The organism is Gordonia alkanivorans, assembly GCF_004011905.1.
Taxonomy (GTDB): Bacteria; Actinomycetota; Actinomycetes; order Mycobacteriales; family Mycobacteriaceae; genus Gordonia; species Gordonia alkanivorans.
Genome location: NZ_CP027114.1, coordinates 3,524,050 through 3,546,878, shown reverse-complemented (window position 1 = coordinate 3,546,878; position 22,829 = coordinate 3,524,050). Strand labels below are relative to the sequence as shown.

Annotated in this window: 24 protein-coding genes, 1 pseudogene and 1 other annotated feature; of the genes and pseudogenes, 19 read left to right on the top strand and 6 right to left on the bottom strand. The window is 65.0% G+C overall.

Annotated features, from left to right (window positions below; genetic code table 11):
* Positions 1–6 precede the first annotated feature (6 nt).
* A complete protein-coding gene (locus C5O27_RS16150) occupies positions 7–870 on the bottom strand; it encodes an ABC transporter permease (RefSeq protein WP_006369623.1) in 864 nt (287 codons plus the stop codon).
* Between the two features lie 10 nt (positions 871–880).
* Complete coding sequence (locus C5O27_RS16145; protein WP_005194985.1) at positions 881–1,615, bottom strand: MlaE family ABC transporter permease; 735 nt, start codon at positions 1,613–1,615, stop codon at positions 881–883.
* A 255-nt stretch (positions 1,616–1,870) separates the two neighbouring features.
* On the opposite strand from C5O27_RS16145, the gene C5O27_RS16140 reads away from it, so the two are divergent.
* Together C5O27_RS16140 and C5O27_RS16130 are read left to right on the top strand one after the other, a co-directional pair.
* Positions 1,871–2,347 carry a PaaI family thioesterase gene (locus tag C5O27_RS16140; RefSeq protein ID WP_006902447.1) on the top strand — a complete coding sequence of 159 codons (477 nt, stop codon included), beginning with the start codon at positions 1,871–1,873 and terminating at the stop codon, positions 2,345–2,347.
* A gap of 697 nt (positions 2,348–3,044) precedes the next feature.
* Entirely contained in the window at positions 3,045–3,500 is a 456-nt protein-coding gene (locus C5O27_RS16130; protein WP_279636577.1) for a DUF4192 family protein, read from the top strand.
* A gap of 20 nt (positions 3,501–3,520) precedes the next feature.
* On the opposite strand, the gene C5O27_RS22780 is transcribed toward C5O27_RS16130, so the two are convergent.
* The gene (locus C5O27_RS22780) at positions 3,521–3,676 is read right to left on the bottom strand and encodes a hypothetical protein (protein WP_164905327.1); all 156 of its coding nucleotides are present in this window, start codon (positions 3,674–3,676) and stop codon (positions 3,521–3,523) included.
* Positions 3,677–4,011: 335 nt separating this feature from the next.
* Here C5O27_RS22780 and C5O27_RS22775 point away from each other — a divergent pair, with 335 nt between their 5' ends.
* The 13 genes from C5O27_RS22775 to C5O27_RS16075 all read left to right on the top strand — a co-directional run bounded on the left by C5O27_RS22775 (position 4,012) and on the right by C5O27_RS16075 (position 12,680).
* Complete coding sequence (locus tag C5O27_RS22775; RefSeq protein WP_164905326.1) at positions 4,012–4,161, top strand: hypothetical protein; 150 nt, start codon at positions 4,012–4,014, stop codon at positions 4,159–4,161.
* Between the two features lie 27 nt (positions 4,162–4,188).
* Complete coding sequence (locus tag C5O27_RS16125) at positions 4,189–4,620, top strand: hypothetical protein (protein WP_127963138.1); 432 nt, start codon at positions 4,189–4,191, stop codon at positions 4,618–4,620.
* Positions 4,621–4,707: 87 nt separating this feature from the next.
* Positions 4,708–5,205: a hypothetical protein gene (locus C5O27_RS16120; protein WP_127963137.1), complete on the top strand. Its 498-nt coding sequence runs from the start codon at positions 4,708–4,710 to the stop codon at positions 5,203–5,205.
* A 33-nt stretch (positions 5,206–5,238) separates the two neighbouring features.
* Complete coding sequence (locus tag C5O27_RS16115) at positions 5,239–6,237, top strand: DUF3560 domain-containing protein (RefSeq protein ID WP_127963136.1); 999 nt, start codon at positions 5,239–5,241, stop codon at positions 6,235–6,237.
* A gap of 376 nt (positions 6,238–6,613) precedes the next feature.
* On the top strand, positions 6,614–6,877 hold the full coding sequence (gene nrdH, locus C5O27_RS16110; RefSeq protein WP_127963135.1) for a glutaredoxin-like protein NrdH: 264 nt from the start codon (positions 6,614–6,616) through the stop codon (positions 6,875–6,877).
* A 127-nt stretch (positions 6,878–7,004) separates the two neighbouring features.
* Positions 7,005–8,117, top strand: a complete 1,113-nt coding sequence (locus C5O27_RS16105) for a tyrosine-type recombinase/integrase (RefSeq protein ID WP_127963134.1) — start codon at positions 7,005–7,007, stop codon at positions 8,115–8,117.
* 2 nt (positions 8,118–8,119) lie between these two features.
* On the top strand, positions 8,120–8,458 hold the full coding sequence (locus tag C5O27_RS16100; RefSeq protein WP_127963133.1) for a helix-turn-helix domain-containing protein: 339 nt from the start codon (positions 8,120–8,122) through the stop codon (positions 8,456–8,458).
* A 755-nt stretch (positions 8,459–9,213) separates the two neighbouring features.
* On the top strand, positions 9,214–10,275 hold the full coding sequence (locus C5O27_RS16095; RefSeq protein WP_127963132.1) for a hypothetical protein: 1,062 nt from the start codon (positions 9,214–9,216) through the stop codon (positions 10,273–10,275).
* 99 nt (positions 10,276–10,374) lie between these two features.
* Positions 10,375–10,542 carry a hypothetical protein gene (locus tag C5O27_RS22770; RefSeq protein ID WP_164905325.1) on the top strand — a complete coding sequence of 56 codons (168 nt, stop codon included), beginning with the start codon at positions 10,375–10,377 and terminating at the stop codon, positions 10,540–10,542.
* Between the two features lie 28 nt (positions 10,543–10,570).
* Complete coding sequence (locus tag C5O27_RS16090) at positions 10,571–11,257, top strand: hypothetical protein (RefSeq protein ID WP_055475990.1); 687 nt, start codon at positions 10,571–10,573, stop codon at positions 11,255–11,257.
* 19 nt (positions 11,258–11,276) lie between these two features.
* Positions 11,277–11,471, top strand: a complete 195-nt coding sequence (locus C5O27_RS16085; protein ID WP_055475991.1) for a hypothetical protein — start codon at positions 11,277–11,279, stop codon at positions 11,469–11,471.
* 98 nt (positions 11,472–11,569) lie between these two features.
* On the top strand, positions 11,570–11,806 hold the full coding sequence (locus C5O27_RS16080) for an antitoxin VbhA family protein (protein ID WP_055475992.1): 237 nt from the start codon (positions 11,570–11,572) through the stop codon (positions 11,804–11,806).
* An 82-nt stretch (positions 11,807–11,888) separates the two neighbouring features.
* Positions 11,889–12,680: a Fic/DOC family protein gene (locus C5O27_RS16075; protein WP_084817259.1), complete on the top strand. Its 792-nt coding sequence runs from the start codon at positions 11,889–11,891 to the stop codon at positions 12,678–12,680.
* 14 nt (positions 12,681–12,694) lie between these two features.
* On the opposite strand, the gene C5O27_RS16070 is transcribed toward C5O27_RS16075, so the two are convergent.
* Positions 12,695–13,324: a hypothetical protein gene (locus C5O27_RS16070; RefSeq protein ID WP_127963131.1), complete on the bottom strand. Its 630-nt coding sequence runs from the start codon at positions 13,322–13,324 to the stop codon at positions 12,695–12,697.
* A gap of 106 nt (positions 13,325–13,430) precedes the next feature.
* Positions 13,431–14,713, bottom strand: a protein-coding gene (locus C5O27_RS16065) for an IS3 family transposase (RefSeq protein WP_241548986.1) whose coding sequence is annotated in 2 segments (ribosomal slippage) — positions 13,431–14,425 and positions 14,425–14,713 — 1,284 coding nt in all. Because the reading frame shifts where the segments join, the coding sequence is not laid out codon by codon here.
* Positions 14,307–14,435, bottom strand: a sequence feature (AL1L pseudoknot). (Overlaps the previous gene by 129 nt.)
* 447 nt (positions 14,714–15,160) lie before the next feature.
* Here C5O27_RS16065 and C5O27_RS16060 point away from each other — a divergent pair.
* Together C5O27_RS16060 and C5O27_RS16055 are read left to right on the top strand one after the other, a co-directional pair.
* Positions 15,161–15,721: an Rv1733c family protein gene (locus C5O27_RS16060; RefSeq protein ID WP_127963130.1), complete on the top strand. Its 561-nt coding sequence runs from the start codon at positions 15,161–15,163 to the stop codon at positions 15,719–15,721.
* Between the two features lie 12 nt (positions 15,722–15,733).
* Positions 15,734–18,478: a cation-translocating P-type ATPase gene (locus C5O27_RS16055; protein WP_127963129.1), complete on the top strand. Its 2,745-nt coding sequence runs from the start codon at positions 15,734–15,736 to the stop codon at positions 18,476–18,478.
* Positions 18,479–18,490: 12 nt separating this feature from the next.
* Here the strand turns inward: C5O27_RS16055 and C5O27_RS16050 are convergent, their stop codons facing one another.
* Positions 18,491–19,993 carry a bifunctional aminoglycoside phosphotransferase/ATP-binding protein gene (locus C5O27_RS16050; protein WP_244216529.1) on the bottom strand — a complete coding sequence of 501 codons (1,503 nt, stop codon included), beginning with the start codon at positions 19,991–19,993 and terminating at the stop codon, positions 18,491–18,493.
* 238 nt (positions 19,994–20,231) lie between these two features.
* Between C5O27_RS16050 and C5O27_RS16045 the strand changes: the two genes are divergently transcribed.
* A complete protein-coding gene (locus C5O27_RS16045) occupies positions 20,232–21,155 on the top strand; it encodes a 1-phosphofructokinase family hexose kinase (protein ID WP_279636551.1) in 924 nt (307 codons plus the stop codon).
* Positions 21,156–21,240: 85 nt separating this feature from the next.
* Positions 21,241–22,793 (top strand): annotated as a pseudogene (locus tag C5O27_RS16040) (heavy metal translocating P-type ATPase); the annotation flags it as partial.
* Positions 22,794–22,829: the final 36 nt, after the last annotated feature.

Genomic DNA, 22,829 nt, shown 5'->3' with positions numbered 1-22,829 from the left:
ACCCCCCTACCCAGAAATCCGTACGCCGGAATCGAATCCCCACATCAGAAGTGTCAGAATCATGTCCTCCACGACGATGACGATGAGGCTCGTGCGGATCGCTCGGCCGGACGCCCGGCCTACCCCCTCAGCTCCGCCTGTGGCGAAGTAGCCCTGATAGCTATGGATAATCACTACGGAAACGACAAATACAAGAACTTTGATGAGCGAGAAGATAAGGTCCTGAGGTTTGAGGAACTGGTCGAAATAGAAATCATAAGTGCCGCCGGATTGGCCGTGTACCTGTGTGACGACGAGCTTAGCGGCCGCGAATCCGAGAATAAGCGCGATGATGTACAAAGGAATCACGGTCGTGATCGACGCCACTACGCGAGTGCTGACGACGAAGGGAATGGGACGTACCGCCATAGCCTCGAGAGCGTCGATCTCCTCGGAAATGCGCATCGAGCCTATCTCAGCTGTCAACCGGCAGCCGGCTTGTGCTGCGAACCCGATCGCAGCGATCATTGGCGCAAGCTCTCGGGTGTTAGCGTAGGAAGAGATGAATCCAGTCAGTGAACCCATCCCTACGAGGTCCAGCGAGGCGTAACCCTGGATACCGATTGAGGCGCCGACGGCGATGCCGAGGATGGCGAGGACGATGGCCGTTCCACCACCGACCAAGACTGCACCTCTACCCCAGGCGAATTCTTGTATGTAGAGCAGGGTTTGGCGCCGGTATGTGGTGATGACATGGCGGATGCCGAGGACCGCGGCGATCACAAAGGTCGCGACGTGCCCCAAACGTTCAGGTACTTGTGCAACGGGCGCGATCACGGCACCGACCGGCCGGGTGGCGGCGGAGAACCTCCGGGAGGGAACGGTGGTCACGAGGCGTTTCTCATCCAATGGTTTGGGGGACGAACATGGTTGTTAGTTGCGTGATAAAGACATTGATCACGAAGCACGCGACGACACCCAGCACTACGGTGGCATTGACCGAGGTTGCGACGCCTTTAGGGCCGCCCTTCGTCGACAGCCCGCGGTGACAAGCAATCGTCACCACGACAAGTCCGAACACAAGCGATTTGCATAGAGCGACAACGATGTCGGTTACCGATGCGAACGACGCGAACGATGCGACATAGCTGCCGGGTGTGATGCCTTGGACATCGACGCTGATGGCGTAGCCCGCCAGCAGCCCGGTGAAGACGATCAGCATGCAGAGCATCGGCGCAGTGATCAACACAGATACGAACCGAGGTGCTACGACGCGCCTGGTGGGGTTGAGTCCGAGTGTCTCCATGGCGGCAATTTCTTCGCGAATCGTTCGAGCGCCCAAATCAGAGGCAATCGCTGATCCGGCCGCGCCCCCGAGTAGAAGGGCGGTAACGATGGGCGCTCCCTGTTGAATGATCCCGAGGCCCCCAGCGGCGCCAGCAATTGACGTGGCCCCAACTTGCTGAGTGAGGCTTCCCACTTGTACCGACACGATGACACCGAATGGCACAGCTACCAGAATCGCGGGCAGAGTCGTCACGACAATAACGAACCAAGTCTGCGATACGGCTTCGCGAAACGGAAACCGTCCCGTAGCAATGTCTACCGCTACCCACCGCAGGGCCTGGCCAGCCAAGCCGACTGTGTTACCAAAAGTGGCAGCGCCGTCCAGGATGTGGTTGGCGCCAGCTCTACTGGTGATGGCTATCTCCTCCCCCTAGGCGTGTGGTCTATGCCACTCATGCGAGTGTGCGTAATGGACAGTATCAGGTACTAGCGGTATTACCTATAGTGTCCATGGGCAGCCGTGTTTGGGGCCGGTTCCCCACACCTCATCGATCCCACACCCTGCTGCGTAGGTAGCGGGCTCAGACAAGGACAACGATCAGAGATGACCTCCGAAGCAAGACTGCCGGCGCACTCGTCCCAGTGCATGGGCTGCGGAAGCGACAACCCCCACGGACTTCAACTTGAGGTCTACCGGAGCGGCGAGCGGGTGTACGCCGATCACACCTTCGACGAGAAACACGTCGGCGCGCCAGGGTTGGCACACGGTGGCGCGATCTCGGCCGCCTGCGACGACATCATGGGTTTCACCCTGTGGATCGCGCGGACCCCCGCGGTGACCCGCACTCTGACCGTCGAATATCGCCGGCCGGTCCCTCTCCACACTCCCATGCGCCTCACTGCCTGGATTGACCACGAGTCGGATCGTCTACTGCACATCGCGGCCGCTGGATCGTTAGATGCTCAAACGTATTTCACCTCTAGCGGTGTCTTCGTCAAGGTCGACGTCGCTCATTTCCGACGGTATGCCGACGTATCAACAATCGATGACTTCTTCACCAACTTCACGCGGACAGACTGACGCCGCATCGGCCCATAGACCTGGAGAGAGATTGCGAGTGCCGTGTCTTCCCATTCCGGGTGAGTGCCGAGCTGATGGCACGAAGGGTTCCTGCTGGACAGGATGCCAGGCATGTCTGGACGAGTTGATCGTTGCCAAGGGAAGGTGATGTCTAGACCGCGTCAAAGTTTCTGGGACTAGGGCAAACTCGTCGTATCCAGTTCGGCTGAGATCGTATCCAGGGTCGGCTAAGAGCATGGCTAGACGAGTGCAGCCATTACCAATGGTCGCACGACAACACCGCCTGTCGATGAAGCCAAGGACAAGTGCCCCACGATCATCGACAGCGCCGTGACGACGCAAGACATATCACGCTCCCCAGCGCGCCAAAGCTGCCGCGCGGTACGCGGCCGATGACCTTGAATTGCTGCACGTGGTCATCGTGTTCATGCTGGGATAGCAGCGGCCGCCAGCTGAGTCGCTACACCAGCGCACCGGCAGCCTCGCCGCGCTCCGCATGTCAGTTTGCATTCGCGCATTGAGATCCCCGACTGCGGGGTTACGTCCGGTGTGGTTGCGTCGAGCCGTCTTGCTGGCTGTTTGGCTGTGCAGCAGTGGGACTGACGGCTGCGCCGTCACTTTGCGCAGTTCTGGCGGGAATGCCAGGAAGGGGATGAACCGATCCCACGCGCGGTCGAAAGCCTGTGTCGCACTCGGAATCGAGCTGCACCCCGAGCTCGCGGCCAAAGCCATCGTTTCGGCAATGGTGCACTGGCCCACCGAGGTCCCGAGCGAACTGTCTGCCCAGGTCGCCGTCATGATTCGAAAGCACCTCGTCTACCGGGATGCGTTGCTGCGTACCGCCGCCTATAACCCGCGCACCGCTGCCGCAGTGTTCACCGAACTGTCCCGGCCCCTGCGCGGCCGCGACCGGGCGAACGTGCTCACTTTGGCCGCCACCTGCCACTACCTCAGCGGCAACGGCGCCATGACCGGAATCATCTTCGACCACATCACCGAGACCACCGGAGGGCTGCCGAGCCTCGCGCAGCTGCTCGACAACGCACTACGCGCAGGCGTCACCCCCGGCAAGCTGCGCGACGTGATCCCCGACGCCGGCACGGTCGACGAGCTGTTTGGTGGCCACTTCCCCACCCCCGAGGACTTCGCCTAACCGGTGACGGGAGGCTCAGGTCAGAGGATCTGAGCCTCCACCCCCGGCGGCATCGCGTCACGCCACCAGAGGTCCACCGCCGGGGCGAGGTCGCGGGGCCGACCCTCGACAACCGCCTGCACCTCAGAGGGCAACGGCACCCACAGCTCCACCAGAGCACGTTCCACAGCAGACATACCCGTCACGGTAGCGGCCGGCGCAGCGGATCGGCTACGCCGAACAGCCCTGTTGGCCGAGCTCATCGCCCGGCACTGCCACATCGACCGGCCTGGCGGCCGGACTCGATCTGTGTGCGGCGTGCGCCGCACACGACGGGGGTTTGTTGCCCCCTCCCAGTCTCTTACCTCTGGTCGGCGCGGCGACAAGGGCCGCGAAAAACTTTCCCGCCCTACGGGTTCCAGGCCTGCGGCCCGGGCAACTTTTGTCGCTGTGAACACCCTTGCACCGGCCTCCCGCCGGCAACGAGATGGCAGGTGTCAAACAAACCAGCCGCCCGCAGAAGGGAACCCCGATGGCCCGCCAGACCCGCAACGGCACCCAGCGCGACGTGTTCACCCGCGCATCGCGCGCACACCAGAACCCCCACACCATTCGCGCCGCCAAGCGCCAGGCCAACCGCCAGGACCGCGCCGCCGCCCGCCGCGACTTCCACACCCACTGACCACCCGAACCCGAAGGAGCATCAACGATGACCACCAGCCGAGCAGCCCTAACCACCATCGCCGTGACCCTCAGCGACGGCACCACCGCCCGCATCATCGGCCGCGTCGACTCCTTCCCCGGCCACCCCGCCGCCGGAACCGCCGTCGAACCACTCACCACCGGCAACGCCGAAGCAGCCACCGACCACGACGCACCGCTGTTCGCGCTCGTCTCGGTCACCTGGGCAACCGAAGTGACCACCACCAACCCGAACACCGGCGTCAGCCGCACCGAATACGTGCCCGCGTTCCCCGGCATGCCCACCGGCACCAGCTGGTACCTCGCCCCCGTCACCCCCGGCGTGCACGGTTTCACCCTCACCGGCCGCACCGCCGCCGGACACCGCACCGCCACCCTGCCCGAGATCGCCGACCTCGAGGCACCCCGACAGGTGAAAGTCCACGACTTCCCCATCTGAACACCCCACCACGTCGGTTGCGGCTCGGCCGGCACCCGAAAGCCCCGAGCCGCAACCGATCACCACACCAGAAACGGAACACCCACGATGACCGCAACCTTGACCACCAGCACCGGCGCCTACAGCCCGGCCGCCGTACCCGCCGACTACGCCGCTACCCGCGCCGGCATCCTCTGGACCGCCGCGAACCTCGCCGCCGACACCCGCCGCCGCTACGGCCACCGAATGCTGCTCGACGTCGACCTACTCGCCTGGACCCTCAACACCCTCACCCAGCACCACCCACGCCGCGAACGCACCATCATCGCGACCTACCCCGCAGCATGCGCCGCCGCACGTCGAGCCGCCGCCGTCAGCAACCCCTACCTCACCCCGGACCTGCACGGTTCCCCCAACGCCTGGATGAGCTGGCAGCAGGCCGTCATCGCCCACGAAATCGCCGAGCACCGCCACCCCGGCCCGCAACTCTGGGCCATCTTCGCCACCGCCGCGACTCTCGCCAGCCAACCCGGCGACATCACCGAGGGACTACTACCCGGCCGCTGGCCCGACATCGACCGCCACCGCCCCAACCACACCCAGTAACCACCCCACACCCGAACCTGAAAGGGCACACCCATGACCGCAATCACCATCAGCCACACGGCCGCCGACGGCACCCTCGCCGACGGCATGATCCGAGGAGACGGCACCTACGAGATACTGCGCGCGAACGGTTTTCGCTGGTTCCGCAGCCTCGCCATGATGGGCATCGCATCCAGCCGCGACCGCCAACCCAACGAACCGAAGATCCTCCGCGCAGCCCGCGCCCTCGAGAACGCCGGCCACACCGTCACCCTCGACATCGACCGCGCCCACCGCGACCCGGCCCAGGCCGAAGCCGACCGCGCCGCCCGACAAGCCGCCCGCGTCGCCGCCCTCGAGAACAAGGCGCAGCGTCGCGCCGCCGACGCCGAAGCCGCATGGACCGCCGAACAGCAGGCCGCCGCCGCGCTCCCCCCAGGAGGCGAGCCGGTGAAAGTGGGACATCACAGCGAGCGTCGGCACCGTCGCGCGATCGACCGCGCTCACACCGCACTCGGCAAAGCTGTGGCCGCCGAGCAGGCCAGCACCCACGCCACGAACAAAGCCGCAGCCGCAGCGCACACCACCGAGCACCGCTACAACCCGGTGACCGTCGCAAACCGGATCGGCAAACTCGAAGCTGAGCAGCGCGCCGATCAACGCGCCCTCGACGGACACACCCGAACCCTGTTCACCGACAGCCGAGGCGTCAAACACGTCGAGACCACCACGGCCGCGACCGGCGACCACCGTGAACGCATCATCGCCCGCATGGCCGAGCGTGCCGATCAGATCACCTACTGGCACACCATCCGCGCCGCCCAGATCGCCGACGGACAGGCCGGCGACTACAGCCCCGACACCATCACCGCCGGCGACCTGGTCAAACTCCGCCATCACGGCTGGGTGCCCGTGCTCCGCGTGAACAAGAAGACCGTCAGCGTGCACACGCCAGCACCCTTCGGCGGCCGCCTGATCCGCCACACCGTGCCCTACGCCGAGATCCAAGGCCACCGCACGCCGAGCGACACCCCCGAAACAACCACCGCCTGACCTGCCACCCCTCAGGGGTTGGGAGGGAAGAGCGGCAGACCCCCCAGATGCAGCCCTCTTCCCTCCCCGATCCCACACCACAGCCGAAACGGGCACCGTGCCAACGGCGCTCAGTGAATAGCCGACACAAAACGTCACCCCGGGATTTGCCTGCATTGCCGAATTCTCATGGCGCCCAACTGCGCCCGAAGGGCGTCACAGCGCGGCGTAGCCGCTCCGATTAGGTGACGGCGAATATCAGGAAAAGCACCACCACCAGACACCCTCAGAACATGCTCTGAAGTGCGCAAATCCGTTGCGCTACAACGTAATAAGAGGTACAATCGATGACGAGAGTACACCCCACGCGACGACACCAGAGAAGGGATCCCCCACCATGAGCGAGACCACCACGATCACCGTCTACACCAAGCCCGCGTGCGTGCAGTGCCACGCCACCTACAAAGCCCTCGACAAGCAGGGCCTCGACTACCAGGTGGTCGACATCAGCACCGACGACGCCGCCCGCGACTACGTGATGAGCCTGGGCTACCTGCAAGCGCCGGTCGTGGTTGCCGGCAGTGAGCACTGGTCAGGTTTCCGCCCTGACCACATCAAAGCGCTCGGCAAAGAAGCATCGTTGTCGTCAGTTGCATCATAAGGGCGATGTGACCATGACTGTTGTGGCTGGTGAGGGGGCAAGGATGGTGCGGCGACCTCCGTTGTCCCAATGTTGGCCAGCGTGGCAGACTCGGTGCATCAATGTTGCATCTGATACAACATTGTCTATGGGTGCTGACAACGGTGGCGCCGGCCGGGTGTGGTCGTCGCATGGGGTGGTCCATCTCGATCCGAAACCGGCGGTGTTCGACGCGATGCTGACAGGCTGGGAACGCCAGCAGCGAGCGAGGTTTCTGCGTGAGTCGACGATCGGCAATAGGACCCGGCTGGTCCGGAGGTTTGCAGAGTTCACCAATCTGTATCCGTGGCAGTGGACCCCAGCTGAGGGCGAGGCGTGGATCAGCGCATTGCGGTCCGGGCCGAAACCGCTGCGGCTGTCGACGTTACGGAGCTACGAGGTTGAGTTGAAGATGTTCGGCGAGTACCTGCGCGATCCACGAAACGGGTGGGTGCAGGAGTGTTCTGAACTGTTCGGAACCGTGCCGCAGGAGGTCTTCCACGACGACAACTCGATTGTCCATGTCGGCGAGTACGAGGGCGATCCGGGCCGGCGACCGTTGACCTATGACGAGGTGCAGACGCTGTTCGACACCGCTGATGCCCGGGTCGACCGGATCCACGCTCTGCACCGCAAGGGTGTGCTCTCGGCGATGCGTGACGCGGCCCTGCTCAAGTTCTGTTACGCCTATGGCCTGCGACGCCGTGAAGCCGCTCTCTGCGATCTGGTAGACCTGCGCTCCAACCCGAAACTCCCACAGTTCGGCCGATTCGGATCGGTCACCGTGCGCCACGGCAAAGCCAGTCGTGGCGGGCCGAGTAAACGGCGCAGTGTGCTCACCGTGCCGGAGATGGGTTGGATCACAGAAGTTTTGGAACACTACATCGACGAAGTCCGGCCCCAGCTGGGCAACGGACGGGCACCTGGTTTGTGGCTGACTGAACGGGGCACCCGGATCAGCACCCGCGCGACCGGCGCGGTGTTCGCCAAGACGCGCGATGCCGCAGGCCTGGACCCGCTACTGCAGCTGCACTGCCTGCGCCATTCCTACGTCACCCACCTGGTGGAGTTCGACTACCCCGAGCGGTTCATCCAAGAGCAGGTCGGTCACTCGTTCTCCGCGACCACCGCGGTCTACATCGGGGTGTCCAACGAGTACCGCAATCGGCTACTGACCCGTGCGGTCGCCGCCCGCTACGGTTCGGCTCTGCAGGGAGATTAGTCATGAAACACCTGGACTACCACTGGCATCTGCGCGCGAAGATGGCTGCCCAGGGCATGTTCGCGACCACCGATCTGCAACCGCACCTCGCCGAACGTGGCATCACACTTTCCCGTGAACAGGTCTACCGCCTGGTGACCGGCCACCCCCAGCGGATGAGCATGGACACCCTGATCGCGCTGTGCGACATCCTCGACTGCACCCCCAACGACCTCATCGAACCTGCCATCACCGAAACCGCCACAGCCACCAAGGCCGCGGCGGCCGGGCGGCGTGCTATCCGAGCAACGGCACCCCGACGACGCACCACCATCACCCGACCCACCGAGACTCCAGAATGAGCGCCCCTGCACCGCAGCACAACTGCGATAAGTGCGGTCGACGCGCCGCACGGGTCACCCGCACCGATGATGGCGGGCTATGCCGATCCTGCTACCGCCGCGACCCCCGCCGATTCGAAGACTGCGCCCAGTGTGGCCGCCTGCGTTACCCATCGAAGCGCACCCCCGCCGGTTCAGCGCTGTGCAGCAACTGCGCTCGGCCCAAACACCTGTGCGTGTCCTGCGGCCGACTCGATCATGCCAAGAAGACCACCGACCGCGGACCACTATGCCAACGCTGTTACACCCCACCTCACCGCATCTGCGGGCAATGCGGTGAGCGCCGGCCCGTCGCAGCCCGATCCCAAGACGGCATCGACAACCTGTGTAAGAGCTGTTTCGTTGCGCCCTTGCACACCTGCGGAGTGTGCACCCTGCAACGCCCGGTGCACACCCACTGGCCCGTGGGCCCAGTCTGCCTGCCCTGCTACAAACGGGAACTCCGCAACCCCGCCCCCTGCGCCCGATGCGGCCACACCAAAGTCCTCACCGCACAACTGGACAACGAACGAATCTGCGGGCCGTGTGCCGGGACACGAGACTATCTGTGCCGACACTGCGGAACCGCTGGGCCACACCACTTCACCGCAACCTGCCTGCCCTGTTCGATCACCCGACTGGTCACCGATCTACTCGCCACCGATCATCCAGACCTCACGCGGCTACCTCAACTACTGAGCGAACGAGGTGATCCGGCCTCCACCATGCGGTGGCTGATGCGACCACACACTCGCACGTGGCTGACCCAGCTGGGCAACCGCGCACAACACACCGAGCTCACCCACGCCGATGTGGACGCGCTCCCGCCCAGTCAGGGCCGTCACTTCCTGCGCGCCCTCCTCGTCGAGACCGGCATCCTCACACACCGAGACGAACACATCGAACGACTCGGCACCTGGCTGACCGAAACCGCCGACACACTCCCCCACCACCACCGAACACTGATCGTGGCCTACGGCCACTGGTCAGTCCTACGAGCAGCACGCCGCCGCGCACACCGCGGCCACACATTCACCACCTACGCCGACGCAGCAGCACGCGAACAGATCAGGACCGCTATCCGATTCCTGGCACACCTCGGCGATCTCGGCATCGCGATCAGCAATCTCACCCAACCCATCACCGAGGCATGGACTGCCGGCAACCGCGACCGCACCCGCAGACTCGCCGCGTTCATCGCCTGGCTTAAACGCCGAGACATCGTCACCGACATCATCATCGGAACACCACCTACCGGTCATAGCGCCGATATCGCCGCCGCCGACGATCACACACGCCTCATCACGTCACTGGTCAACGGCTCCCCGACCTCCGACCTCGCCACCCGAGTCGCCGGTCTGCTGGTCCTGCTCTACGGCGCCTACATCAGCAGAATCCACCAACTCACCACCGCGGACATCACCATCACCGCGACGACCACCCAGCTACGCCTGGCCACACACCCCATCGGCCTACCCATACCCGTCGCCGCGCTGCTGCACCAACTCGCCGCAGCAACCGAAAACGACGCCCGCACAACAACACCAGACCGATCCGGCCACTACCTATTCCCCGGCGCCCGGCCCCACCACCCCATGCATCCGACCACCCTGCACCGCAAGCTCGCCGCGATAGGCATCACCAAAGCCCACCGCAACCACGCCCTAGCCACCCTGACCAGCGAGCTACCAGCCGCCGTCGTAGCCACCCAACTCGGATTGCACATCAACACCACGACCAACTGGGCCACAATCTCCAAACGCGACAACGCCGAGTACCTCCTCGCCCGCCAACCATGACCACCAACCAGAAAGGCCAAGACCATGAATAACGACCACCCAAACAATGACCTTCCACCAGTTTCTACGGCCGCGTGACTGGGAAAGGGGCCGAGACTCATGCCTTCCATTGACTACGCGCAGCGTGCCGTGGCCTATTGGGCCAAGTCTGAACGGGCCTACGCCGAAGGTGACCCCCGCTACGGCGCCGACCTCGCCGAACTGGCCGCCCAATGCGAACAGTGGGCGTACGAAGACCTCACCGGCGTCCGCAGCGACGTCGCCTAAACCACCGACACGCACGAGGAGACAGCAGGTGATCGTCATGGCCGACAAACCCGAGGTCACACCCTGCGATGTGCCGCAGCCGCCGGCCACCGCGATCGAACCGCTGCCCGAACTGGAAACCGTCACCGCCGCAGACGACCTCACCCTCACCGGCACCATCGGGGACGACACCGCCGAGGTCGACAACACCCTCGCCCTGGAGCTGGACATGCTCACCGCACTGTTGTGGGCACCACCGACCCGAGCCCGCCACGTCGTCGAAGCGTTGATCGGGTCGCGCGCCGACCGCGACGCCGGCACCACCACCACGGTGCTTCCCGCCGGCAGTGTGATGTTCCTCAGTGCTGTGCACCAGGACGTGTTCGACACCGTCGTTGCGTTGCTCGACGAAGGTAGCCCCGCCACACCGGTGCTGGTCAATGCGCGGTTTGCCGATCGAGGACTGACTACCCGCACTCGCAGCGTCATGCTCGAGATCGCTTCCCCGCGGCACGGCCGCCCCGTCGCCGACAGCGCCGACCTACCCCACCTCGCCGCTGCCCTCATCGACGGCTGGTACCGCCGCGGCTACCGAGCCTTGCTGGCCCGCATGACCCACGTGACCGCCGAACGCCCCACCGCCGAACTCGCGGGCCACTGGACGGCCCTCACCGGACACCAGCAGGCCGCCGAAACCCGGTGGCTCGCCATCCGCGACACCCTCGCCCGCATCTGAACGGAAAGACCACGCCGTGATGACTGACGACGACCCCGACGCCCAGGACCGCGAAATCGGCGACCTCGCCGCCGACATGCGCGAGCACGGCCGCAGCTGGGCCGACATCGCCCACGACCTCGCCCTACCCGAGGCCACCGTCAAACGCGCCGCCGACCAAGCCCACCAGCGTGCCGCCGAACTCGCCGCCCGCGACCAAATCGCGCTGTTCTGATCACGCCCCCCGAGGTCGGGAGAAGCGTCTCCACCGTGGGAGAGCCGATGATCGGTAAACTGAGTACGACGAGACATCCAGGAAAGGCAGGTGCGGCGATGATCGAGTCACGATGGATCACCCGCTGGCCGGAGTTGTTCGCCGGTCTCACCGACACCCAGGTCCGTGGTGTCGTGCAGGCAATCGACAACAACGTCCTTGAGGGGTGGGACCCGCAACGCGCCGACGTGGACCTGCTCACTCGGTCGGCGCGCGGCGAACTGACCGACGCCGAAGTGATCGCCGAAGCCGTCGCCATGGCGACAGGCTCACGAGCGGCACACGCCCTCGGCTGACCGCGCACAAACTGTGGAGTTGTTCACGACGGCACCGCCTCGTCGAGGTGGTGCCGTCGGCGTGTCTGGAAGGTGAGGTTGAGTGACCGCACAGGAGGACTGGGACGCCACGTTCATCCCTGGCACCACCGTGTTGGCCAACAAACTCGGCATCACCGATCCCGACGCGCTCGCCGCGGCCGAATACACGATCACTGCGCACCGCGAAGCGATGATCGTTGACGGGCAGATCCCGATCGCCCGCACCTACGACGCCGAGCATTTGCACGCCATCCACGCCGCGTTGTTCTCCCCGATCTATGAGTGGGCCGGCGTTCCGCGCACCTATCCGCTGAGCAAAGACGGCCTGCCGTTTGCTGAGCCGAACCAGATCGGCCGGTACCTCGACCACGCCCGCGACCACATCGCCGCCGTCGACTGGACCGACCTGGACCACGGTGGGTTCGCCGTCGAGGCCGCCACCGTCTACGCCTCGATCAACATGAGCCACCCCTACCGAGAAGGCAACGGCCGCGCGGCCAAGGTGTTCATGTCCCAACTCGCCGCCGATGCCGGCTACCGACTCGACTACGGCCGCGTCACACCGCAACAGTGGGTCAACGCCGCCATGCTCTCCCACCCCGACCGCGGCGCGTTCGAGCCCGTACCCGACACCATGGTCCCGGTGTTCGCGAGGATCGCCGAACCACTCACACCACCCCAAGCCGCCGCGGCCGAGCGTGAGACCGATGCGCAGCGCGCGGCCCGGATCGCTGGCCGCGGCATGTCTCGGCAGTCCCCGGCTGCGGGCGCTACCCCAACGACCTACCGCCGCCCGCCGTTCGGCGTTCCGAGCAGCCATGGCCGACGGCCCGGCGCTGGGTACGAACACTGATGCGTCACCTCGGTTTATAGGTGCATTGCGTCTGGCCTTGATCGGTCAATCCAAATTCTGCGCGGCAGCACAGTCGCTATGCCCGGCCAGACAATCTGTGTGTTCACCACTTGATTCGCGCAAAGGCCGAAGTACTTCTGCGCACCCGCGAGCGCGATCGTCAACGCCTGAGGTTTTCTATTCCCTGGGACGTCGATGCCGAGCGATTGCAGAGGGACGAGCCGGTCGGGGTTGTCGTTAAGTCGCTGCGCTACAGGAGAGACCCAACGGTCGCCTTCTGCGTTGCTCTCGTCAACCACTTCGATGTGCGGATAGCGATCGGAAGTGTCGCCCGCGAGCCGTGCGATGGCCGCCCGTTCCCGGTCTAGTTCCATGTGTGCTGCTGCCTTATCGTCGCTAGCTGGTTGGTCCGAGAGGTGTTCCCATTGCACCTCTGCCGTGCGCAGCGAAGCGATGTGGTCGTCAGTCAGGTGGGTGAGGATTTGCCCGGTAGCGCGAAGCGTTTCGAACTCCTGCCACAGGACGTCGAACCGGGTTTCGCTCACTGCGAGTGCTTCGCTCAGCAGTGTCGCGAACCGTTCCCGTGCGGCGTCGACAAATGCTGGCTCAAGCCTGGCGTGAACGGAGTTCCATCCGAGAGTCACGCAAGCCGGCACCCGCCGCCGATGCGTCGCGGTCGCGGTCGTCGGGAGCGCGAAGAGTTCGGCGAGGAGGGCGTAGTGAATCGCCCCGGGTTTGCTGGAGGCTCGGTTAGTTGGTTCCAGCGTTTGCGGGGACCGGGTTCTCACGGTAGCTGGTGACGGTGTGGGTCGACCAGTAGGCGCTCTCGTACTCGACGGGTGGGACGTGTCCGATCTCGCCGTGCAGGCGGCGGTGGTTGAACCATTCGACGTACTCAGCGACGGCGATCTCGACCTCGCCCACACCTGCCCAGCCGCCTCGCGGGCGCATCACGGGGTTACGGATGCATTCGGCTTTGAACAGCGAGTTGAACGCCTCAGCCATCGCGTTGTCGTATGAATCCCCTTTGGAGCCAACAGATGTCACCGCTTCGGCTTCGGCCAGTCGTTCGGTGTAGCGGATGGCTCGGTATTGCACTCCGCGGTCGGAGTGGTGGATCAGCCCGGCCACGTCGTGGCCCGCACGCGACCGTGCCCACAATCCCATGTTCAGGGCGTCGAGGGCGAGGTCGGTGTGCATGGTGGTCGAGACCTGCCAGCCGACGACCATCCGCGAGAACACGTCCAGGACGAACGCCGCGTACACCCAGCCCGAGTGGGTGCGGATGTAGGTCAGGTCCGCCACCCACAACGCGTTCGGTGCCGCCGCGGTGAACTGACGGTTGACCCGGTCAGCCGGCCGGGGTGTTTCAGCTCCCTCGCTGCGCGTGGTCTTGCGTGTCTTGAGTCTCGCTATCCCTTGCAGCCCATCGGCTTTCATCAATCGCTCGACGGTGCAGCGGGCAACACTATGGCCCTGTCTGCGCAATTGGGCATGCACCTTGCGGGCACCGTAGACGCCGAGGTTGTCGGCATGCACCGCGCGGACCTGGGTAAGGAGCTCCCGGTCACGCACCACACGAGGCGCCTCGGTCTTCTGGGGGCTCAGGTGGGCTCGTACCGTGGACGGAGCGATCTGGGCGGACGTATCGCGCAATGCCGCACAGATCGGATCGACTCCGTGTTCATCGCGGTGAGCCGCGACGAACTCCACGATCAGCGCTGTGGGCGGTCGATCTCCGCCGCAAAGAAAGCCGAAGCCTGCTTCAAGATCGTGTTCGCTCGCCGCAGTTCACGGTTCTCCCGCTCCAACGCCGCGATGCGGTCAGCGTCCTCACTCGTAGTGCCCGGGCGGACCCCACCGTCGATCTCGGCCTGACGAACCCAATTGCGCAACGCCTCGGGATGGACTCCGAGCTGATCGGCGATCCGCTTGATCGCACCTCTCGACGAATCGGGATCTCGTCGCGCTTCACATGCCATCCGGGTGGCCCGGTCCTTGAGTTCCTCACTGTACTTGCGTGGTGCTGCCATGCTCTCCATCCTTCACAGGTTCGAGAGCCTCCGACAGACCCGGGGCGGTTCAGCTTCTTCGGACGCCGGGCCGGCGACACTGCCGCACGGCATCAACCTGGTTCGTAGATCTGGAGGTCCTGATCTCGGTTCGGGCAGGATCGCGATCCGTTGATAAGTGACTTCCGTCCCTGACGTGATGACCGCATTCGGGGGCACGCTGTAACGAAGAACGCTCCAACAACGGAGGTGGGCTTCGATGATCAACAGTCGGCCTCGCAGGCCGCGATCGGGACTCCTGCGTAGATCAGCGGCACTACTGACTGCACCGCGCGCTGATGGCCAGACTTCGGTTCGGCAGGCACCCGTGATGGGCTGAGCGATACGGTTTGGGCATCAACCCCGCCGAGCGTCGCGGTTTGTCGTCAGCAGTGAGTCAGACGAATCGATCCATCGAGGAGGTCAGTGATGTTGCGGTTCCTGTGTCGCGAGCTGCACGCCTGGCGCTTCATGCATGCCTCGTCGAACAGGCTGGTACGACCGGTCGATCGTCTGGAAAGTGCACTCTTACTGATAGTTTCACTCGGATCGCTGGCAGGTCTGTTGATCGCGTTGACGGCTGGCGGCGACACCTATGCCGCCCGCAAGGCGAGCCTCGACGATCAGGCTCCGAGGTACCCGGTAAGTGCCAAGGTGATCGGTCCGCCCAACCGCAACGACGATAGGACAGCAGTCGCGTGGCCCGATTCCGACGGGCACCGGGTCACCGCCGCGGTCGACCACGAGCCACTTGACCGCGTCGGCCGAACACGCCAGATCTGGCTCGATGACTCCGGCGCGGTCGCGGTTCCTCCGGCGACCACTTCAGATGCGGTATTGCAGGGGATCGGGACCGGATGCGGTGTCGCGCTGGTCACCGCCCTGAGCTGGTGGGGGCTCATACTGACCGTCCGTACATTCGCCGATCGACATCGTGCACGCATGTGGGACAGGCAATGGCGCGAACTCGACCTCGGCAGTCATCACTGACACCGGAAGACGATGAGTTCACCACCAGACGAGCCGGATATCGATCCGCAGGAAGACATCCAGCAACTGCTCCGGGACCTCGGGTCTTCGCCGGACGGGTTGTCCGCGCGCGAAGTTGAGCGACGTCGCCTGATTCACGGGGCCAACGTGCTGACGAGATCGCGCGGGGGCTCCTGGATGGGTCAACTGCTGCGACAGCTGACCCACCCGCTTGCATTGTTGTTGTGGGTGGCCGCACTGTTGGCCTGGATCAGCGGATCTGGTCCGCTGTCCGTAGCCATCGTCGTGGTCATCGTGATCAATGCCGCGTTCGCGTTCATTCAGGAACGCCACGCCGAACGGGCCGTGGAGGCATTGACCGACATCATCCCGCTGACGACTAGGGTGATTCGCCAGCAGCCGGAGGTCGTGATCCCGGCCTCGGAGTTGGTACCGGGCGATGTGATACACCTCGCCGAGGGCGACCGGGTGTCCGCTGACGCGCGACTGATCGCCGGTTCCGTCGAAGTCGACCTCTCGACCCTGACCGGCGAGTCGGTCCCGGTTCACCTGCAGACCCAGCTGGCCGCCAGCAGTGGGCCCATCGTCGAGGCCACCGACATCGTCTTCAGCGGCACCAACGTGGTGGGCGGCGATGGGCGCGCGGTCGTGTTCGCGACCGGAATGCACACGGAACTCGGCCACATCGCCTCCCTGTCCCAACGAGTCGGGCATGACGAGAGTCCGCTGGAACATCAGGTCAAACGCGTGGCGTGGCTCATCGCAGCTGTGGCAGTGGCAATGGGAATCGCGTTCATTCCGCTCGGAACTGTGTTTGCGGGTCTGTCCCTGCGCGATTCGGTGAACTTCGCAATCGGACTGCTCGTCGCCAACGTCCCCGAGGGACTCCTGCCCACCATCACGCTCGCTTTGGCTCTGGGCGTCCGCATCCTCGCGCGCAGTGGCGCGCTGGTGAAACGGATCTCCGCGGTGGAGACGCTCGGGTCGACAACGGTCATCTGCACCGACAAAACGGGCACACTCACCCAGAACCGGATGACGGTCACCCAGATGTGGACTCCCGACGGTGTCGTCACGCTCCCTGTCCGATCTCCGCCAACTGAATCCGTTCGGACCGCGGCGCAGATCATGGTCGATTGTTGCACCGCAACAATCGATGTCGATGACTCCGGTGGGGTGACGGAGTTCGGTGACCCAACCGAACTCGCCCTCCTACGAGCAGCGTCCTCGATCGGGGTCGTGCCCCCGCGCGCCGGCGAATCGAACGACGGTCGCCGGTCGTTCGCCTTCGATCCCGCGCTGCGTCGGATGTCGACGATCGTCCCCACCGCCAACGGCGGAATGGTCAACGTCAAAGGTGCACCCGAGGAAGTCCTCGAGCGGTGCACCTTCATCGCCGATCGGCATCTTGCCGCGGAAGACCGCACGGCTCTTCGTGAGCTCGTCACCCGTTGGGCGAGTCAGGGTCTGCGCTTGCTCGCTGTGGCCTCCCGACCACTCGACGAAGAGCAGGTCCACACCATCGACCGGGACGGTGCCGAGCAAGAACTGCGACTCGACGCGATCGTTGCGATGATGGACCCACCGCTGAACGGTGTGCGGGACGCCGTCGCGATGTGCCACCGCGCGGGGATCAGGATCATGGTGGTGACCGGCGACCACGCGCTGACCGCACGTGGTATCGCCGAAGGAGTCGGGATCGGCGCTCACCGCGGGCTGGAGGTGATCACCGGACCTGATCTGGACGCGATGCCCGAGACCGAACTCGACGAGATCTTGGGGCACCCCACCGAACTCGTCTTCGCCCGCACCTCTCCCGAGGCCAAACTGCGCATCACCGACGCACTTCGAGACCTGGGCGAGGTGGTGGCCATGACCGGAGATGGCGTCAACGATGCTCCCGCCCTTCGCAGATCGGACATCGGTGTTGCCATGGGCCGCAACGGCACCGACGTCGCACGGGAAGCAGCGACCATGGTGCTGACCGACGACAACTTCGCCACGATCGTCACGGCGGTGGCCGCCGGCCGACGCGTCTATGACAACGTCCGTAAATTCATCGTCTACATTTTTGCTCACGCCACGCCCGAGGTCGTGCCATTCCTGATGTATGCGCTGTCCGGGGGCGCTATTCCGCTACCGCTGACAGTCATGCAGATCCTCGCCATCGACCTGGGCACCGAGACCCTGCCCGCCCTTGCGTTGGGTCGCGAACAAGCAGAACCGGGCCTCATGCACCGCGCGCCGCGCCGTCGGTCTCAGAACGTCATCGACCGAGAACTGTTGGCGCGTGCGTGGGGACTTCTCGGCGGCGTCTCGACGGTCCTTGTGGTCGCAGTGTTTCTCGGCACCCTCGTGGAAGGCGGGTGGCGATTCGGTGACTCGGTGGCCAGTGGCCCGATGCACGACACCTGGCAACTGGCCACAACCATGACCTTCCTGGGCATCGTCGCATGTCAGTTCGGCACGGCGATGGCATCGCGGACCCAACGTGCGTCACTTCGTTCGATCGGTGTGACCAGCAATCGACTGTTGCTGTGGGGGTTCCTGTTCGAGCTTGCTTTCGTGATCGTCGTGATCACCGTTCCGCCGCTTCAGGACCTCTTCGGGACGACGACACCTCCAGCGCATCTTCTGGTCTGGTTGTTGCCCATGCCGTTTGTGGTGTGGGGCGCCGACGAGCTCTATCGGTGGGCGCGACGCCGAGGTGACGTGCCGTCGGAGAGTCGGACACAGTCGACAGAGTTGGTTCATTGATCGTGGCCGAGTTCACCGCCACCACCGTCGCATCGCGCAGTCCACGGCGCCGTGAACGGAACCACCGGTGTCGATGGAGAGCGCATCCGGCCACTGGTCCTCGAACCTGGCGGCCATGGCAGCGGCAATGGCCGGAGTGGCATCGGAATGATGCGCGTCGGGACGTTGCATGATTCGTCGTTCGGCCTCGTGCGGGTCGACCACACACCGCATGTCGATGGCCGCAGCATGACAACTGTCGGCCACGGCATGAGCGAGAAGACGGAACCCGGGGTCGGTCCATGACGCGTCGAGGATGACCGACTCACCTCGCTCCAAGTGGTGTGTCGCGCGAGACAGCAGTGTCGCGTAAACAATGCGGGTGTTCGCGTCAGAGTAGAGGCCGGTGCCGAATTCGCCGGCCCCGCCCGCGATGGCACCGGCACGATGTAGTTCGTGGCGGACCTCGTCGCTGGACAGTAGTTTCGCTCCGACCTCGTCGGCCAGCGCTCGGGACACCGTGGTCTTGCCCGTGCCCGGTAGCCCACCTATCAGACCCAGCCGCACCTGCGCGCTCCCCAGGCGGTCGCGCCCCAACAACAAATGAGACAACGCCCGGCCCTCCGCCCCAGCTTCGCCCTGGGCGACCCGGATCAAGTCGACCTTTGCCCGGACGATCGCGCGGTAGGCGACGTAGTGATCGATGAGTGATCTGGGTGCCGAGTCTCTTGCTTCGGCCAGGTAGGTCGACACCAATACATCGGCCAGCCGCCGGTGACCGCGATACTCGATGTCCATCGCCAAGAACGCGATGTCGTCGACACCGTCCACGCTGCGTAGACGGCTGTCGAAATCAAGGCAGTCGAGCACGAGCGGACCATCCGGCATGCAGAAGGTGTCCTCGGTTAACAGATCGCCGTGTCCGTCCACCACCCGGCCGGCGGCGATCCGCTCGTCGAAGAGCGTGGTGCGACCGGCAAGGAACTGCTGGGCAAGAAGACCGACCTCGTCCAGCAGGTCACTGTCCGGGTTCGGTGGGCCGAGTTCTCGGATCTCATCGAGATTCGTGCGCCACCGTTCCCAGATCGCCGACGAGGTGCACCGGCGCGAGATCTCGAGGCTGCGGCTCGCGTTCTGATGAAATCGTGCGATACGAACGGCAAGACGTTCGATCTCGCCGGCGACAGCGTGATCGCCGTCGTCGCCATATGCCGTGAGCAGGTGCGCGAGTTTGTACTTCTCCGGTAACCGGACCATCACCACGAGCGGCTCCGGTGCCTGCCCGGGGGTGCACAGGTGTCCGACGCCGAGGTAGGCCTCTGGCGCCAGTCGCCGGTTCAGACGGAGCTCCCGGCGACAGGCGTCCTCCCGCTTGTCCACGGACCCGAAATCGAGGAAGTCGGTGACCACCGGCTTCTTCGCCTTCAACGCCCGCTCACCGCACAGCAGAACGATGCCGGTATGGGTCTCACGAACCTCGATGGACTGTGCGCCGCCGAACTGTGACAGATGGCTGGGAGTTGGGTTCGATTGCACGCGCACCTCCCCGAGCCGAAGATCTGTGTCCATCCTCGCTCACGTCCGGCCGGTGGAAACACGGTCGTTTGTCCTCTGCTTGAGGACCGAAGCCTTCCGGACGCGGGAAAGTCGGTGCGTCTCTGGGCCGAAGTGCTCTTTTCGGCGGGTTCGAAACCGGAGCAGAGTTTGTGTGATCGGAGCGGTGTCCGACCGCTGCCACTCTCCGGAGAGGATCGCCGTGCCGCACATTCTCACCGTGACCATGAACCCCGCCCTGGATATCCACTCCACGGTTCCGCGACTGATGGACACCGAAAAGATGCGGTGCGGGCATCCGCGCTACGACCCGGGCGGCGGCGGGATCAACGTGGCCCGTGCCGCGCTTGGGCTCGGTGCCACCACGACGGCGGTCATCGTCAGCGGAGGGTATACCGGGCAACGAGTGGAGTCACTGTTGGAAGCGGACGGACTCGATCTACGCCCGGTTCGCGTCGATGAACCCACCCGGGAGTCGCTGGTCATCGTCGATGAGCACGACGGGCAGTGCTACCGGTTCGTGCTGCCCGGTCCCCACCTGGAACTCGACGACGAACTCCGCTGCCTGAGCGCCATCGACGACTGTGCCGCGACGGCGACACACCTCGTGGTCAGCGGCAGCCTGCCTCCGGGTTGCTCGCCGGGATTCTTCGCCGCGGTGGCACGGATTTCTCGTCACCACCAATGCACCCTCGTGGTGGATACCAACGGTGCAGCACTCCCCTGGGTCACCGGCGCTTATCTGGTCAAACCGAGCGTGCGCGAACTGCGGGACTGCGTGGGTGCACCATTACCAGACCGCGCTTCGCAGGTCGCAGCAGCGCGAGAACTCATCGGCCGCAACATCAGTCAGGTTGTTGTCGTGTCGCAGGGTGCGGCCGGAGCTCTGGTTGTCACCGCCGATGAGGTCCACGGCGTCGCCGGCGTGCCGGTGCCGGCCGACGTCGGGACCGGCGTCGGCTCCGGCGACAGCATGGTTGCCGCCATCACCGTGGCCCTCGCCCGGGGGTGGTCGTTGGTCGAGGGTGTTCGCTACGGCGCCGCGGCCGGCGCCGCGGCCATGCTCACCCCGGGTACAGAACCCTGTCGTGCCGGCGACGTCGACCGCCTGTACGACCGTGCGGCTCATAAAGTGTCGGAGTAACCGCCACGGTGCCGACGACCGGTGGCGTTCGGTCCGGTGTCGACGCTGTCCCAGGTGGGCAAAGGTGCCTACCGGGATGACATAGGTCCCGGCCACCCCGTGCCCCTTGTTGCTCGCCGCGCCCATCGCGATCGTAGCCGGCCTGTCCCGGTCGTCCCGAGTGGCGTCATCATCCGAGACGGCGGCGCCCTCGAAAGCCTCGGAAACGCTCACACGCTCATGGTCGACAAAACCGGCACCTTGACCACCGGCCGTCCGGAACACGTCGAAGTCACCGCTGCCCCTGGCTACGACGCCGACGAGGTCCTACGGTTCGCGGCATCGGTCGAACAGGTGTCGCCGCACGTCTTCGCCACCGCCATCGTCGGCGAGGCCGGACGACGCAACCTCCAGCTGACCGTGCCGCGCGAGGTACACGAATCGGCAGGCACAGGGGTTTCCGGTGTCGTCGAGAACAGACTCGTCGACGTCGGTGCACGAACACCACCGGACGCCGACTGGGCGCAGGCGGTGGTCCGCGCCGGCGAACTGGACGGCGCAGCGGTCGCGTGGATCACGCTCGACAGCTGCCCGGCCGGCGCCATCGCGATGAGCGACCCGATTCGCCCGGATGCCCCCCGAACGCTTCGGCGTCTGCGCGCTGCCGGGGTGACCAAGATCGTCCTGCTCACCGGAGATCACGCCGCCACCGCTCTCGAGGTCGGCACACTTCTCGGCATCGACGAAGTGTGCGCCGATCTCACACCCGCCGACAAGGTCGCCCACGTCGAGGCTGAAAGACGCTCAGCCGTGACGGTGATGGTCGGCGACGGCATCAATGACGCGCCGGCACTGGCAAGCGCCAGCGTCGGCGTGGCCCTGGGAGCCCGTGGATCAACCGCCAGCACAGCAACCGCCGACATCGTTGTCACCACCGACGGCATCGAACCCCTGGCCACCGCGATGGAGATCGCACGACGTTCACGGCGCATCGCCTTGCAGAGCGCGGGGGCAGGTATGGCCATGTCCCTCGCTGCGATGGCCGTGGCGGCGTTCGGATGGTTACCGCCGACAGCTGGCGCGCTGCTTCAAGAAGCCATCGACGTCGTGGTCATTCTCAACGCACTGCGCGCGCTGTCGGCACCGCGCTCGGCGACGCGCATCGACAGATCGACTGATGTGCTGCTGCATAGATTCGCCGACGAACACGACACGCTGCGAGCGAAGCTCACAATGCTGGCCGACGCCGCCGCGAAGATCGCAAGCCCGGACTTCCCCGCAGACGAAACTGGAGCACTGGCCCGCCTGCGTGCGGCCGACGACTTGTTGGAATCGACGATCCTGCCCCACGAGCACGCTGAGGAGGCACTCCTCTACCCTGCTCTCGCGAAGCCGCTGGGAAGCAAGGAGGCAACCGTGACGATGAGCCGCATGCACGTCGAAATCGACCGGCTGGCGCGACGAGTGCACGCCCACCGGCTACGCGCAGACCGGTACGGGCACATCACATCTGATCAACGACGAGACGTGATCGCCACCCTCTACGGACTGCACGCGCTACTGCGACTTCACTTCTCCCAAGAGGAACAGAGCTACTTCGCACTCGCGTCGCCGGAACCGTCACGGCGCTCTCGCGGCGAGCCCGCACAGGATCGGTGACTCGCTCCACCTCCGGGAACACCTGTTTCTGAGTGA

Coding starts and splice junctions, on each gene's coding strand:
- C5O27_RS16140 (WP_006902447.1), top strand. CDS start 1,871: ATGACCTCCGAAGCAAGACTGCCGGCGCACTCGTCCCAGTGCATGGGC.
- C5O27_RS22780 (WP_164905327.1), bottom strand. CDS start 3,676: ATGTCTGCTGTGGAACGTGCTCTGGTGGAGCTGTGGGTGCCGTTGCCC.
- C5O27_RS22775 (WP_164905326.1), top strand. CDS start 4,012: ATGGCCCGCCAGACCCGCAACGGCACCCAGCGCGACGTGTTCACCCGC.
- C5O27_RS16125 (WP_127963138.1), top strand. CDS start 4,189: ATGACCACCAGCCGAGCAGCCCTAACCACCATCGCCGTGACCCTCAGC.
- C5O27_RS16120 (WP_127963137.1), top strand. CDS start 4,708: ATGACCGCAACCTTGACCACCAGCACCGGCGCCTACAGCCCGGCCGCC.
- C5O27_RS16115 (WP_127963136.1), top strand. CDS start 5,239: ATGACCGCAATCACCATCAGCCACACGGCCGCCGACGGCACCCTCGCC.
- nrdH (WP_127963135.1), top strand. CDS start 6,614: ATGAGCGAGACCACCACGATCACCGTCTACACCAAGCCCGCGTGCGTG.
- C5O27_RS16105 (WP_127963134.1), top strand. CDS start 7,005: ATGGGTGCTGACAACGGTGGCGCCGGCCGGGTGTGGTCGTCGCATGGG.
- C5O27_RS16100 (WP_127963133.1), top strand. CDS start 8,120: ATGAAACACCTGGACTACCACTGGCATCTGCGCGCGAAGATGGCTGCC.
- C5O27_RS16095 (WP_127963132.1), top strand. CDS start 9,214: ATGCGACCACACACTCGCACGTGGCTGACCCAGCTGGGCAACCGCGCA.
- C5O27_RS22770 (WP_164905325.1), top strand. CDS start 10,375: ATGCCTTCCATTGACTACGCGCAGCGTGCCGTGGCCTATTGGGCCAAG.
- C5O27_RS16085 (WP_055475991.1), top strand. CDS start 11,277: ATGACTGACGACGACCCCGACGCCCAGGACCGCGAAATCGGCGACCTC.
- C5O27_RS16080 (WP_055475992.1), top strand. CDS start 11,570: ATGATCGAGTCACGATGGATCACCCGCTGGCCGGAGTTGTTCGCCGGT.
- C5O27_RS16060 (WP_127963130.1), top strand. CDS start 15,161: ATGTTGCGGTTCCTGTGTCGCGAGCTGCACGCCTGGCGCTTCATGCAT.
- C5O27_RS16055 (WP_127963129.1), top strand. CDS start 15,734: ATGAGTTCACCACCAGACGAGCCGGATATCGATCCGCAGGAAGACATC.